The 13,443-nt window shown below is 73.0% G+C and carries 12 protein-coding genes and 3 pseudogenes; 8 read left to right on the forward strand and 7 right to left on the reverse strand.

Features of this window, described 5'->3' with window-relative positions; all coding sequences use genetic code 11:
* The first annotated feature begins 45 nt into the window (after positions 1–45).
* The 5 genes from MCBG_RS06635 to MCBG_RS32935 all read left to right on the forward strand — a co-directional run bounded on the left by MCBG_RS06635 (position 46) and on the right by MCBG_RS32935 (position 3,294).
* A complete protein-coding gene (locus tag MCBG_RS06635) occupies positions 46–1,269 on the forward strand; it encodes a PucR family transcriptional regulator (protein WP_043324720.1) in 1,224 nt (407 codons plus the stop codon).
* A gap of 106 nt (positions 1,270–1,375) precedes the next feature.
* Complete coding sequence (locus MCBG_RS06640) at positions 1,376–2,116, forward strand: Acg family FMN-binding oxidoreductase (protein WP_369799277.1); 741 nt, start codon at positions 1,376–1,378, stop codon at positions 2,114–2,116.
* Positions 2,022–2,372, forward strand: a complete 351-nt coding sequence (locus tag MCBG_RS35035) for a hypothetical protein (RefSeq protein WP_369799278.1) — start codon at positions 2,022–2,024, stop codon at positions 2,370–2,372. Before MCBG_RS06640 ends, MCBG_RS35035 begins: the two co-directional genes overlap by 95 nt.
* Positions 2,373–2,403: 31 nt before the next feature.
* A complete protein-coding gene (locus MCBG_RS06645) occupies positions 2,404–2,760 on the forward strand; it encodes a hypothetical protein (protein WP_223201112.1) in 357 nt (118 codons plus the stop codon).
* Positions 2,761–3,123: 363 nt separating this feature from the next.
* The gene (locus MCBG_RS32935; protein WP_013285860.1) at positions 3,124–3,294 is read left to right on the forward strand and encodes a hypothetical protein; all 171 of its coding nucleotides are present in this window, start codon (positions 3,124–3,126) and stop codon (positions 3,292–3,294) included.
* A gap of 67 nt (positions 3,295–3,361) precedes the next feature.
* Here MCBG_RS32935 and MCBG_RS06650 read toward each other — a convergent pair whose 3' ends face one another.
* Positions 3,362–3,622, reverse strand: coding sequence for a hypothetical protein (locus tag MCBG_RS06650; protein WP_043330243.1), 261 nt, complete (start codon positions 3,620–3,622; stop codon positions 3,362–3,364).
* A 35-nt stretch (positions 3,623–3,657) separates the two neighbouring features.
* Positions 3,658–5,442, reverse strand: a complete 1,785-nt coding sequence (locus MCBG_RS06655; RefSeq protein ID WP_043324721.1) for an N-acetylglutaminylglutamine amidotransferase — start codon at positions 5,440–5,442, stop codon at positions 3,658–3,660.
* Positions 5,443–5,677: 235 nt separating this feature from the next.
* On the opposite strand from MCBG_RS06655, the gene glnA reads away from it, so the two are divergent.
* Together glnA and MCBG_RS06665 are read left to right on the forward strand one after the other, a co-directional pair.
* Positions 5,678–7,102, forward strand: coding sequence for a type I glutamate--ammonia ligase (gene glnA, locus MCBG_RS06660; protein WP_043324723.1), 1,425 nt, complete (start codon positions 5,678–5,680; stop codon positions 7,100–7,102).
* Positions 7,103–7,257: 155 nt separating this feature from the next.
* The gene (locus tag MCBG_RS06665; protein WP_051611498.1) at positions 7,258–8,403 is read left to right on the forward strand and encodes a carboxylate-amine ligase; all 1,146 of its coding nucleotides are present in this window, start codon (positions 7,258–7,260) and stop codon (positions 8,401–8,403) included.
* A 46-nt stretch (positions 8,404–8,449) separates the two neighbouring features.
* Here the strand turns inward: MCBG_RS06665 and MCBG_RS06670 are convergent, their stop codons facing one another.
* Positions 8,450–9,277: a PIG-L family deacetylase gene (locus MCBG_RS06670; RefSeq protein ID WP_043324725.1), complete on the reverse strand. Its 828-nt coding sequence runs from the start codon at positions 9,275–9,277 to the stop codon at positions 8,450–8,452.
* A gap of 73 nt (positions 9,278–9,350) precedes the next feature.
* Here MCBG_RS06670 and MCBG_RS06675 point away from each other — a divergent pair, with 73 nt between their 5' ends.
* Positions 9,351–10,064 (forward strand): hypothetical protein, encoded by a 714-nt coding sequence (locus MCBG_RS06675; protein ID WP_043324727.1) that lies wholly within the window; start codon positions 9,351–9,353, stop codon positions 10,062–10,064.
* A 52-nt stretch (positions 10,065–10,116) separates the two neighbouring features.
* On the opposite strand, the gene MCBG_RS35040 is transcribed toward MCBG_RS06675, so the two are convergent.
* The 4 genes and pseudogenes from MCBG_RS35040 to MCBG_RS06685 form a co-directional block, all read right to left on the reverse strand.
* A complete protein-coding gene (locus MCBG_RS35040) occupies positions 10,117–10,491 on the reverse strand; it encodes a cellulose binding domain-containing protein (protein WP_369799355.1) in 375 nt (124 codons plus the stop codon).
* A 75-nt stretch (positions 10,492–10,566) separates the two neighbouring features.
* Positions 10,567–11,664, reverse strand: a pseudogene (locus MCBG_RS35045) (glycoside hydrolase family 95-like protein); the annotation flags it as partial.
* A 455-nt stretch (positions 11,665–12,119) separates the two neighbouring features.
* Positions 12,120–13,064: pseudogene (locus MCBG_RS35050) on the reverse strand (glycoside hydrolase N-terminal domain-containing protein); the annotation flags it as partial.
* 6 nt (positions 13,065–13,070) lie between these two features.
* Positions 13,071–13,443: pseudogene (locus MCBG_RS06685) on the reverse strand (nitroreductase); the annotation flags it as partial.

The following is a 13,443-nucleotide window of genomic DNA, read 5'->3' on the forward strand; positions in this document are numbered from 1 at the left end:
CGACAAAGGTGAAACGGTCGCGGGTTTTTGTTCGGAGGGAACAACATGACGTTGGAGGCCGGCACTGGGCAGCGCGCCGCGCACCTCAACCTCGAGGCCGGCATGGCCGCGACGCTGCGCGACCGGCTGCCGATGGTCGCCGAACGGACCGTCTCCGCGATCACCGCCGAGGTGCCGGACTACTCCGGCGCGCTCACCGGTGCCATGCGGGCGAAGATCGAAAACGCGGTACGCATCGCGCTCGGCACGTTCCTCCAGCTCATCGAGGGTACCCAGGCGTTCGACCCGAGCACTCCCCTGGCCCCGGCGCTGGAGGCCGCGTACGCGCTGGGCAGCGGTGAGGCCCGCTCGGGGCGCAGCATGGACGCGCTGCTGGCCGCGTACCGGGTGGGCGCCCGGGTGGCCTGGCGTGAGGTGTCCACCACGACGGTGCGCAGCGGGCTCGCCGCCGAGACGGTGGCCGAGTTCGCCGAGCTGATGTTCGCGTACATCGACGAGCTGTCCGCGGCGAGCGTGGCCGGGCACGCCGACGAGCTGGCCAGCGCCGGCCGGATGCGCCGCCGCAGCCTGGAACGGCTCACCCAGCAGTTGCTGGCCGGTGAGCCGGAGGAGTCGCTGCGGCGCAGCGCGGAGCGCGCCGACTGGCCGCCGCCGCAGACGCTGACGGTGGTGCTGCTGCCCCGCCGGCACCTGCGCGCCGTTCTGGCGCTGCTCAGCCCGCACACGCTGGAGAGCGGCGAGGACCTGCCCGGCATGAACCCGGTCGAGGAGCTGGCCGTACTGCTGGTGCCGGACATGCACGGCGGCCGGCGCCGCCAGCTCACCCGGCTGCTGCACGGGCACCGGGCGGTGCTCGGCCCGGCCCGCCCCTGGCACCGGGTCGCCGCGTCGTACCAGCGGGCCACCCGGGCGCTCGCGCTCGGCCTCGGCGAGCCGGACGCCGGACCGGTCGACACCGAGCGTCACCTGGCCACGCTGCTGCTCAGCATGGACCCGGAGGCCCTGGCCGACCTGCGCGCGCAGGCCCTCGCGCCGCTGGCCGCGCTGCCCCCGGCCACCGCGCACCGGCTGGCCGAGACGCTGCGGTCGTGGCTGCTGCACCAGGGACGCCGCGACGACGTGGCCGCCGACCTGTTCGTGCATCCGCAGACCGTCCGCTACCGGATGGGCAAGCTCCGTGAGCTGTTCGGCGACCGGCTGCTCGACCCCGCCGCCGTCCTCGACCTCACGATCGCGCTGGCCGTACCCCCGGAGCCGGACGCCGCCTGACGCCGCGCCGGGGCGCACGGCCCGGTGCGGCCGGGACCTCCGGCCCTGTCCGCCCGCCACGGCGGCGGGCAGGCTCGGAAGGGGACGAGCAACAAGGAGGGCCGCCATGACCAGCGCACCGACCCGCACCGACCAGGACCCGAGGGTACGCGTGCTGGAGGCGGCAGCCCGGCAGTCCCTGCACGCCCCGTCGGTGTTCAACACCCAGCCCTGGCGCTGGCGGATCACCGCGGACGCGCTGGAGCTGCGCGGCGACCCGGATCGGCAGCTCACGCACACCGACCCGGAGGGCCGGCTGCTGATGCTGAGCTGCGGCGCCGCCCTGCACCACGCGCGCGTGTCGCTGGCGGCGTTCGGATGGGCGGCGGTGGTCGAGCGGCTGCCCGACCCGTCCGACCCGTCGTTGCTGGCCCGGATCCGCACGACCGGCCCGATCGACCTGGACGTGCCGGCGGGCCGGCTCGTCGACGCGATCCCGCGCCGCCGCACCGACCGGCGGGCGTACGGCGACCGGCCGGTGCCGGAGGCGGTGCTGGCCCGGCTCGGTGACGCCGTCGAAGCCGAGGGCGCCCACCTGCACGTGGTCCGGCCGGACCAGATGCCGATGCTCGCCGTGTCCACCGGCCGCGCCGCCGAGGCGGAGCTGGCCGACCCCGCGTACCGGGAGGAGCTGAACCGGTGGACCAACCGGCCGCCGGGCAGCGGCGACGGCGTGCCCGCAGCCACCGCCGTGCGGCCCTCCTCCACGGCGGGTGCCGCTGCGCGACTACGCGCCCGGCGGGGCGGCCGGCCTCAGCGCGGGCACGGACTTCGACCGCGGCGCGGCGTACCTGATCCTGTTCGGTGAGGACGACGAGCCCGCCGCCTGGCTGCGCGGCGGCGAGGCGCTGTCGGCGCTGTTGCTCACCGCCACCGCCGAAGGGCTGGCCAGCGCACCGCTCAGCGACGCCGTCGAGCTGGCCTGGCCGCGCCGGATGATGCGTGACCTGCTCGCCGGCATCGGCAGCCCGTACCTGATCGTGCGCGTCGGCTGGGGCCCGGAGGCCGAGCTGCCGCCGGCGCCGCGCCGCGCGCCGGGCGACGTCATCGAGGTGGTGGACTGACTCCGGCCTCTACGACTTCGATGCCCGCCGGATGTGGCTGATCGACCTGGCCGAGTACCGGCCGGGACCGTTCGTGCTCGACTCCGGCCGGCTGCCCGGCTCCCGCCGCTACCTGTCGCCGCAGGAGCTGACCCGGGGCGCGACCGTCGACGACCGCCCCACGGCCCACGCGCTCGGTCGCACGCTTCGCCACCCGCTCGACGGCCCGTCCGGCTGGCGCGGCACCACCGCGGAACGCGCGGTCGTCGCCCGGGCCACCCGCGCCGATCCGGCCGCGCGGCACGCCACCGTGGCCGCCCTGATCGGCCCCTTCGGCGACCCGAGCCCAGGCCAGGTGGTGACTGTCCGTCACCTCGATCCCGATGCAGCACATCGTCACAGTGAGTGAGGGGCGGCTCCTGGGGCGAATGCACCGCCTTTCCGCGCACACTGCGCCTGAGCAGCCAAGATGCTCGACTGGTCGTTGACGATGCTGTTGCCTCTCCGCCGACTTTGCTCTGCAGCCTCATACGCGGCGGTAGCCGTGAGTCACCGTCGCGTCGATGGCTGCAGAGCAAAGTGGCCCGAGGTGAACCATGCGGGCTCAGCTTCGGCGCTACCGTACGTGACGGCGAGGGGGTCGGCATGTCGGGACGACCAGGGCCGGGTGCGGGGCGGCCGTCGGGCGGAAACCCGCTCCCGGGGCCCGTCCGGCGCATAGCGTGGGGCGAGGTGGCCTGCCCGGGGCGCCGGTGAGCGGAGGGAGAACGCGGTGACTGAGCCGGAGGAGGAGCAGGAGAAGACCCGCAAGACCGATCGGGTGCTGTTCTCGCCCGACGGCGACCCGCACCACACGCTGGCCGAGGCGCCCCAGCCGGACGAGCACCTCCCGCCCACCGTCACCCGCGACGGCCACACGGACGTGCTCGACGACGAGCAGTGAGCGCACGAACCCGCCCGGCCGACCGGGCGGGTTCCAGCCGCCCCGGAGGGCGGCCACGGAAGCAGCCTCAGACCGGCGGGATGCCGGAGCGGCCGATGTCCGACATGTCGTCGCCGATCTCGGTCCGGGTGCCGGCCACCGGCCCGGCGGTCGCCCCCGTCCGGTCCTCGATGCAGGCTTCACCCAGCCCGTGCATCAGCTCACCCACCGCGGCCAGCGCCGCACCCTTGTCCGGGCAGGGCTGCCCGGTGGCGAGCACCCGCCCGTCGCCGCCGACCACGGTGAACCCCACGGTGCCGTCGGCTTCGCTCTCGATGACGAACTTCACCATGCTCCTCTCGCCGCCCCGGGCCGGGCGGCCCTTCAGCTCACGCCGTGCGACTGCAGCCACAACTCCAGCAGGCCCAGTTGCCACAGCTTGTTGCTGCCGGCGGCGGCCTGCGCCCGGTCCGGCTCGGCCAGCAGCTCGTCGACGTACTCCCGGCGGAACAACCCGCGCCGGCGTGCCTCGGGCGCGCTGAGCGCCTCGACCACCAACTCTCGCACGGGCCCGTCGACGTTGCGCAGCGCCGGCACCGGGAAGTAGCCCTTGGGCCGGTCGATGACCTCGGCCGGCAGCACTTCCCGGGCCACCTCCTTGAGCACGCCCTTGCCGCCCTGGGCCAGCTTGTGCTCGGGCGGGCAGGCCGCGGCGAGCGCCACCAGGTCCTGGTCGAGGAAGGGCGTGCGCACCTCCAGTCCCCAGGCCATGCTCATGCTGTCGACCCGTTTGACCGGGTCGTCGGGCAGCATCAGGTGCGTGTCCAGGCGCAGCACCGCGTCCACGGCGGTCTGCGCGCCGGGCGCGGCCAGGTCCGCGGCGACCAGCTCGCCGCTGGCGTCGCGCTCACAGGTGTACGCGGGGTCGACCACCCGGTTCAGCTCGGCGTGATCGCGGTCGAAGAACGCGGCGGTGAACTCGGCCGCGGCGTTCTCCCGCGCCGCGTCGGCGAGCCGGTGGTGGTAGCCGTAGCCGGCGAACACCTCGTCGGCGCCCTGGCCCGACTGCGCCACCTTCACGTGCCGGGCGACCTGCTCGGAGAGCAGGTGGAACGCCACCACGTCGTGGCTGCCCATCGGTTCGGTCATGGCCGCCACGGTGGCGCGTACGGCCGGGCCGAGATCGCCGTCGGAGAGCTGGATGCGGTGGTGGTCGGTGCCGAACGCGCGGGCGACCAGGTCGGAGTAGTGGAACTCGTCGCCGGCCTCGTCGCCGCGGCTGTCGAACCCGATGCTGAACGTCTGGAGGTGGTGCTGACCGGCGCCGTCGAGCAGCGCGACGATCATGCTGGAGTCGAGGCCGCCGGAGAGCAGCACCCCGACCGGCACGTCGGCGACCAGCCGGCGGCGTACGGCCGTGCGCAGCGCGTCCCCGACGGCGGCCCGCCAGTCGGCGGCGTCCATGCCGTCGTGGGCCCGGTCGCGCCGGTACTCGGGCCGCCAGTAGACGCGCTCGCTGCTGTGCCCGTCGGCGTCCACCACCCGCACGGTGGCCGGGGGCAGCTTGCGGATGCCGCGCAGGATGGTGCGGGGCGCCGGCACGATCGAGTGCCACGACAGGTAGTGGTGCAGCGCGACCCGGTCGATGCCGGTGTCGACGTCGCCCCCGGCCAGCAGCGCCGGCAGCGTGGAGGCGAACCGGAGCCGGCCCGGGGACTCGGCGAGGTACAGCGGCTTGATGCCGAGCCGGTCGCGGGCCAGCACGAGCCGGCGGCGACGCCGGTCCACCAGCGCCACGGCGAACATGCCGACCAGGTGGTCGACGAACCGCTCACCCCACTGCGCGTACGCCACCAGGATCACCTCGGTGTCGCTGGTGCTGTGGAACGTGTGCCCGGCGGAGATCAGTTCGTCGCGCAGCTGCGGGTAGTTGTAGACGCAGCCGTTGAACACGAGCGCCAGGCCGAGGTCGTCGCGGACCATCGGCTGCGCGCCGGCCTCGGACAGGTCGATGACTGTCAGCCGGCGGTGCCCCAGCGCGATCCAGCCGTCGTCCCACGCGCCCTCACCGTCCGGGCCGCGTGAGCGCATCGCCGCTGTCATCCGGTTCACCGCGTCGGTGTCGGGGGTGACCCCGTCGAACCTGGCCTCACCGCTGATCCCGCACATCTCAGCGCCCACCGGTCAGTCGCGGAGCACCCACCATGCCAACCTCCCGCCGCGTCGTCTCCCCCGGGCGGTCCGCCGGGTACGGCGACTACCCGGCCTGTGGCGTAGGAAACCCGGATGGGCGGTTGGCGAGCCGGGCACGGCGCGCCGTCGTACGGTGGCGGTACGGGCCATGTCCCCGGGCGGTCCGGCCACGGGACGTGGCCAGGATCAACGACGCCTGCCAGGAGGACGTGTGTTCGCCAATTCCGAGGAACTCCTGCGATACCTCACCGACGAGGACGTGAAGTTCGTCGACGTACGTTTCTGTGACCTGCCCGGCGTGATGCAGCACTTCAACCTGCCGGTCGAGTCGTTCGACGACAGCGTGTTCACCGACGGCCTCGCCTTCGACGGCTCCTCGATCCGCGGCTTCCAGTCGATCCACGAATCGGACATGCTGCTGCTGCCGGACGTGGCGACCGCGTTCGTGGACCCGTTCCGCGCGCAGAAGACCGTCGCGTTGAACTTCTTCGTCCACGACCCGTTCACCAGGGAGGCGTACTCCCGGGATCCGCGCAACGTGGCGAAGAAGGCCGAGGCGTATCTGGCGGCGAGCGGCATCGCCGACACCGCGTACTTCGGCGCGGAGGCGGAGTTCTACATCTTCGACTCCATCCGCCACGAGACCTCGGCGCACCAGTCGTTCTACTACATCGACTCGATCGAAGGCGCCTGGAACACCGGGCGGATCGAGGAGGGCGGCAACCGCGGCTACAAGACCGCCTACAAGGGCGGCTACTTCCCGGTGCCCCCGGTCGACCACTACGCCGACCTGCGCGACAGCATGGTCCGCCGGATGGTGGACGCCGGTTTCACAGTGGAGCGTTCGCACCACGAGGTGGGCACCGGCGGGCAGTCGGAGATCAACTACAGGTTCTCGACGCTGCTGCACTCGGCCGACGACCTTCAGCTGTTCAAGTACCTGATCAAGAACGAGGCGTGGGCGCACGGCAAGACCGCGACGTTCATGCCCAAGCCGGTGTTCGGTGACAACGGCTCCGGCATGCACACCCACCAGAGCCTGTGGCGCGGCGGCGAGCCGCTGTTCTACGACGAGACCGGCTACGCCGGCCTGTCCGACACCGCCCGCTGGTACATCGGCGGCCTGCTGCACCACGCCCCCTCGCTGCTGGCCTTCACCAACCCGACCATCAACTCGTACCGCCGTCTCGTCCCCGGCTTCGAGGCGCCGGTCAACCTGGTCTACTCCCAGCGCAACCGCTCCGCCTGCACCCGCATCCCGGTGACCGGCAGCAACCCGAAGGCCAAGCGCGTCGAGTTCCGCGTGCCGGACCCGTCCAGCAACCCGTACCTGGCGTTCGCCGCCATGCTCATGGCCGGTCTCGACGGCATCAAGAACAAGATCGAGCCGCCCGCCCCGATCGACAAGGACCTCTACGACCTGCCCCCGGAGGAGTGGGGCGACGTCAAGCAGGTGCCCGGTTCCCTCAGCGAGGCGCTGGCGGCGCTGGAGACCGACCACGACTACCTGCTCGACGGCAACGTCTTCACCGCCGACCTGATCTCCACCTGGGTCGACTGGAAGAACGCCAACGAGGTCGACCCGGTACGCCTGCGTCCGACCCCGCACGAGTTCGCCATGTACTACGACTGCTGAGCGACGTCCTGCTGAGCGACCCCACCGCCCCCGCGCCACCCGCGGGGGCGGTGGTCGGCGGAAACAGCCTCGGGACGGCCCCCGGCCTCGTACCGTCGAGACATGATCCCGCCTCACGACGAGCTGCCGACCGTTCCGTGCCGGTGGAGCCGTCGGTGAGGCCGCGGCCCACCACCACCGCCACCACCCCGACACCGGAGATCCCCACCGTCCTGACCCTCGGGGTGGAAGAGGAGTTCCTGCTGCTGGACCCCGTCACCGGCGAGAGCATGCCGGTCGCCGACCGGGTCCGCGACGCGCTCTCCGGGACCGCACGCGAGCAGAGCCGGCAGGAGTTCCGGCACAGCATGGTGGAGATGGTGACCCCGGTCAGCCCCGACCTCGGTCAGCTCCGCGAGCACCTGGTCACGCTACGCCGGGCGGCCGCCCGGGCGGCCGACGCGGCCGGGGCGCAACTGGTCGCCGTCGGCGCCACCCCGGTCTGCGAGGCCCACCGCACGGTGCCCGACGAGCAGCGCTACCACGACATGTCCCGCCGGTTCGGCCCGGTGGCCCACGACCCGGCGGTCTGCGGCTGCCACGTCCACGTCGGCGTACCCGACCGGGAGCTGGCCGTGCAGGTGTGCAACCACCTGCGCCCGTGGCTGCCGGTGGTGCAGGCGCTCACCACCAACTCGCCGCTGCACGACGGGCGGGACACCGGGCACGCCAGCTGGCGCTCGATGCAGTTGGAACGGTGGCCGAGCATCGGGCCGACGCCGCACTTCCACTCGGCCGCCGACTACGACGCCACGGTCCGGGACCTGATCACCGCCGGCATCATGCTCGACGCCGCGATGGTCTACTGGTACGCCCGCCCGTCGGCGGCGTACCCCACAGTGGAGATCCGCGTCGGCGACGTCTGCCCCACAGTCGACGACACCGTCCTGATCGCCGGGCTGGTCCGGGCGCTGGTCGCCACCGCGATCGACGACATCCGCGACGGTGTGCCGGCCCAGCGCATCCGCGACTGCCTCGTCGCCGCCGCGCACTGGCGGGCCGCGCACGACGGCGTGGACGGTGACCTGGTCGACCTGCGCACCGGGCGGCCCCGGCCCGCCTGGGACCTCGTCGACGACATGCTCGGCATCGTCACGCCCGCGCTGACCCGCCACGGCGATCTGGACCTGGTCCGGCGCGAGATCGACCGGGTGCGCCGCGAGGGCACCGGCGCCACCCGGCAACGTCAGGTCATGGCCGACACCGGCGGTGACGTCCGTGTCGTGCTCGCGCACCTGGCCGCGCAGACCGTCGCGGCCTGAGATGAGCGGCCCGGCCGACGACACGCCGGACCGGGCCGGCGGCCGGTCAGCGCAGCCCGGCGAACAGGTCGTCCTCCGGCGTCGGCGCGCCGGTGGTGTCCCGCACCCGTACGAACGTCTCCATGCCCATCAGCTCGGTGAACCGCTCCTGCCCGAGGCGCAGGAAGAAGATGTTCTCCGCCTGGCTGGCGTGCGCGGCGAGCGACGCGAACTTCTGCCCGCCGTAGCCGCTGGTGTCGACCCAGGTGGTGATCTCGTCGTCCGGCAGGCCCAGCGCCGGCATCTCGTCGGTCGCCTCCGGCTCGGGGAACTCCACCCCGATCTCGCGCATGACGGTGCCGAACTGCTGGAACGCGCTGCGCGGCACGGTGGTCCAGTAGACCTTGGCCGGGATGCCGGTCTGTTCGACGGCGGCCATGGTGATGCGGTGGGCCTGGATGTGGTCCGGGTGGCCGTAGAAGCCGTTTTCGTCGTAGGTGACGACGACGTCGGGACGGTAGCGCCGGATCAGCTCGGCCAGCCGGCCGGCCGCCTCGGCCACCGGCGTGTTCCAGAACGCGCCGGGCGCGTCGTTCGTGGCCCAGCCCATCATCCCGGAGTCGCCGTAGTCGAGCGTCTCCAGGTGGGTCACCTTGAGCGCCTCGCAGCTCGCGGCCAGCTCGGCGCGGCGCATCTCGACCACGGCCTTCGGGTCGTGCCCGGGGTCGCCCGGCTTGATTCCGCCGGGGCCGTCGCCGCACCCCCCGTCGGTGCAGGTCACGAGCACAGTGGTCACGCCCTCGGCCGCGTAGCGCGCCAGGATGCCGCCGGTGCTCGTCGCCTCGTCGTCGGGGTGCGCGTGCACCGCCATCAGGGTCAGGGATCGATCGGTCACCCCGTCACCATACGAGCATCGGCCGACGAACTAGCATTGCCCGGTCCGCAGACGGCGACGGAAGCGAGGCACGATGGGTTGGCTCCAGCGGTTGCTCGGTGGCGGACGGGTCGAACTGGACCCGACACGTCAGCAGGAGCTGCTGCGGGACGTGCGGCAGTCCTACGGGGCGCACGCCCGCCTCCGGTTCCCGGAGCAGGCCGACGCGATCACCCGGCTGCTGTCCGATGACGACGGTCTCGTGGTGGCCGCCGGGATCGTCTGCGAGGCCGCCGACCAGGCGCACGCCGACCTGCTGGGCCAGGCGCACGAGGTGTTCCGGCGTACCGGCCGGCGGCTGCTGGTGCACCGCCGCAACTACCGGCCCCTGTGGAAGGAGGCCGGGCCCGCGCTGCGCTGGCCGCTCGGCGCGCTGCCCAGCGGGCTGCACCCGTACGCGCAGGTGGCCGGCGCCGTGGCGGCGGTCGGCGGGCGGGCCGACCGGCTGGACAAGGTGACCGATCCGCAGCCGTTCGTGACGCGCCTGTTCGAGGTGCTCGACCTGACCACGGCCGGCTGGGAGTTCGGCCGGGTGCGTGTGGACACCGACAGCGCGTCGCTGGTGGAGCGGCTGATGGGCACCGGCGCGCGGGTGCTCGCGACGATGGACGACCCGCCCCGGCTGCCGCCGGCGGTGCGGGAGATGATGCGCCGCAACCACCGCATCGCCGTGTACGACCCGGCCGGTCCCCGGGTGGTCGGCGAGTTCAACCTGGGCGCGCGGCTGCGCGAGACGCTGCTGGCCTGACCGTCGGCACGCCCCGCCCCGGCCGGGTTGCCGCGGCGGGGCGCGTCAGCGGTCAGGTGGTCGTGCAGGTGAGGTTCGTCGGCGGGTTGTTGGTGCCGCCGGCCGTGCCGATGAAGCCGAACGTGGTGGAGCCGCCGGCCGGCACCGAGCCGTTGTAGTCGACGTTGCGCACCGTGACGTTCGCGCCGCTCTGGGTGTGCGTGCCACTCCAGATCTGGTTGATCACCTGACCGTTCGGGAACGTCCAGGACACCGTCCAGCCGCGGATCGCGGTGGCGCCGGCGGTCACCGTGACCTCGGCCTGGAAGCCGCCGGACCAGGAGCCGGTGATCGCGTACGTGGCACGCGCGCCGGACGGCGCCGGCGAGCTGGTGGTCGGGGTCGGAGTCGGGGTCGGTGACGGCGTGGACGTCGGCGAGGGTGTCACGCCGGGCCGGGCCGCCCGGTAGGTGTGGCCGGCGCGGACGGTGAGCGCGACGACGTCGGACTCCGGCCGGGTGGTGGCCGGTGTGCTGCCGTCGGTGACGTCGGTGAGGGTGAAGGCGCCGGTGAACAGCCGGGACCGCAGTCGCAGCGTGCCGTCGCGGTCGGCGCGGACGCTGATCTCGTCGGCCTGGCTGTTGCTCCAGGCCAGCGCCACCGTGTAGCCACCCCGGCCGCGCAGTCCCGCGACCTGCCGGCGGGCCAGGCGCTGGGGAGCGCGGGCAGCAGGTGCAGCTCCCCGGTGTGGCTGTGCAGCAGCATCTCGGCGATGCCCGAGGTGGCGCCGAAGTTGCCGTCGATCTGGAACGGCGGGTGCAGGTCGAACATGTTCGGCGCGAGCCGGTCGGTGCGGACCAGGTCGCGCAGGAGCTTGTGGGCGCGGGCGCCGTCCTCCAGCCGGGCCCAAAAATTGATCTTCCAGGCGAGGGACCAGCCGGTCCCGTCGTCGCCCCGCAGCTCCAGCGTCTTGCGGGCGGCCTCGTACAGCGCCGGGGTGCCCCGCCTGGTGATCTGGTTGCCGGGATGCAGCCCGTGCAGGTGGGAGACGTGCCGGTGGGTGCGCTCGGTCTCGACCCAGTCGGCGAGCCACTCCTGCACGTTGCCCCGGGAACCGACGCGGCTCGGTGGCAGCCGATCCTTGGCCGTACGCACCTGGGACCGGAACGTGGTGTCGACGCCGAGCACCTCGCTCGCCCGGGCCGCGGCGTCGAACAGGTCGCGCAGGATCTGGTTGTCCATCGTGGGTCCGGCGCAGACGCTGGCGTTGGCGTGGTGCGCCAGCTCCGGCGAGTTCGACGGGTTCGTCACCAGGTAGCCGAGCGTCGGATGGGCGACCAGGGTGTCGAGGAAGAACTGGGCGGCGCCCTTGAGCGCCGGGTAGTTGGCCTGGAGAAAGCCGAGGTCGCCGGTGAACAGGTAGTGGTCCCAGATGAGCGTGCTCAGCCAGGCCCCGCCGGTCTGCCACATGCCCCAGAACGCGCCGTCCACCACCGACGCGCCCCGCCAGGCGTCGGTGTTGTGGTGGGTGACCCAGCCACCGGCGCCGTACTGCGCCTGGGCGACCCGCGCGCCGGTGACGGTGAGGTCCTTGACCATGTCGAAGACCGGCAGGAAGCACTCGGACAGGTTCGTGGTGTCAGCCGGCCAGTAGTTCATCGGCAGGTTGGCGTTGACCGTGTACTTCGAGTCCCAGGACGGCGTGAGCGAGTCGTTCCAGATGCCCTGCAGGTTCGCCGGCTGGGTGCCCGGCCGCGACGAGGAGATCAGCAGGTACCGCCCGAACTGGAACAGCAGCGCGGCGAACTGCGGGTCGTTCGTGCTTGCGTGCTGCGCGATCCGTACGTCGGTGGGCTGGTCGGCGGCGGCGGTGCGGCCCAGGTCGATCGTGACCCGGTCGAACAGCGCCTGGTAGTCGGCGCGGTGGCGGGTGCGGAGCTGGTCGACGTCGACGCTCTTGGCGGCGTTCAGCCGGTTGCGGGCGATGCCCTGGTAGTCGCCGTTGACGGTGCGGTAGTTGACGTAGCTGGTGCCGATCGAGATCAGGACCGTCACGCTGGTCGCGCCGGACACCCGCAGCGTGCCGCCGGAGCTGCTCACCGTGCCGCCGGTGACGGCGGCGTTGGCCAGCGCGAGGAACCGCACCGAGCCGTTGACCCCCTCCATCGAGCCGGAGATGCCGTCGAGCGCGACTGTCGCGCCGTCCGGGCTGGACACGGTGGTCCGCTGCGGGCTGTCGAACGCGGCGGAGAACGTGATCGCGTTCGCCCGGTCGGCGGTCAGCCGGAGCACTATCACCTGGTCGGGCGCGCTGGCGAACACCTCCCGCTGGTACCGGACACCGTTCAGCACGTACGTGGTGGTGACGGTGGCGGTGGTGAGGTCCAGCGTCCGGTTGTACTGCGTCGCCCCGCTCGCCGACCCGAAGGAGAGCCGCAGGTCGCCGACGGTCTGGTAGGCGAGCTGACCGCCGGGGCTGCCCATCATGGTCTGGTTGATCAGATCCTGGGCCGAGGTCCACTGGTCGGCGAAGACGCGACGCCGGATCTCGGCCAGGTTGGCCGCGCCCCGGGTGTTCGCCGAGTCGTACGGGCCGCCGGCCCAGACGGTGTCCTCGTTGAGCTGGAGCCGTTCGGTGTCCACGTTGCCGAACACCATCGCGCCGAGCCGCCCGTTGCCGATCGGCAGGGCGCGCAGCCAGTCGGTGCCGGCCGGTTCGTCGTACCAGAGCGCCAGGTCGTTCGCGGCGAGCACCTGCGCCGGCGCCGCCGAGCCGGCGCGGGCGGCGGCGCTCCAGGCGGCCGGCACCAGCGCGGCGCCGGCGCCGGCCGCTGCGGCCTTGATGACGTTGCGTCGTGTCACTTCAGACATGCTTTTCTCCCAACCGCGCGGATCAGAGGCGGGTCCGGATGCGCGGCGCTGCCCTGTTATCGCTAACAGATTGCGCCTCGCACACCCGGACGCCGCGTTCCTGCCACTCCGCGCCCAGGGCTCCCGACCGGGCGACACGTCGGCCAACATGGACTCTCATGGATGAAGTGACATCGCGTCAAGGGGTGTTACCGCTAACAGACGCGATCCGTGGCGCACTCGCCGGGCCGAGCGGGGCGCGGGCGCGGCCGGCCGGCCCACCCGGGCCACGTGCACGATCCGCTCCGGCGCCACGTCCAGCAGCGTGCCGAGCGCGCCACGGGTGGCTGCGACGTCGACGAGCTGACTGAGCGGGTGCGCGGCCAGCCCGGCCGTGTGCAGCGTCAGCCACATCCGCATCAGCACGCGTCCGAACTCGACCTGCCCGGCCGCGTCCAGACCGGGCGGCGCGATCAGCGCCAGCACCCCGCCGCCCTGCGCCAGCGGATCACCGCCCGCGGCGGCGAGCAGCCGGGGCAGCCCCAGCGGG

It is taken from the genome of Micromonospora sp. M42, assembly GCF_000568915.1.
Taxonomy (GTDB): domain Bacteria; phylum Actinomycetota; class Actinomycetes; order Mycobacteriales; family Micromonosporaceae; genus Micromonospora; species Micromonospora chalcea.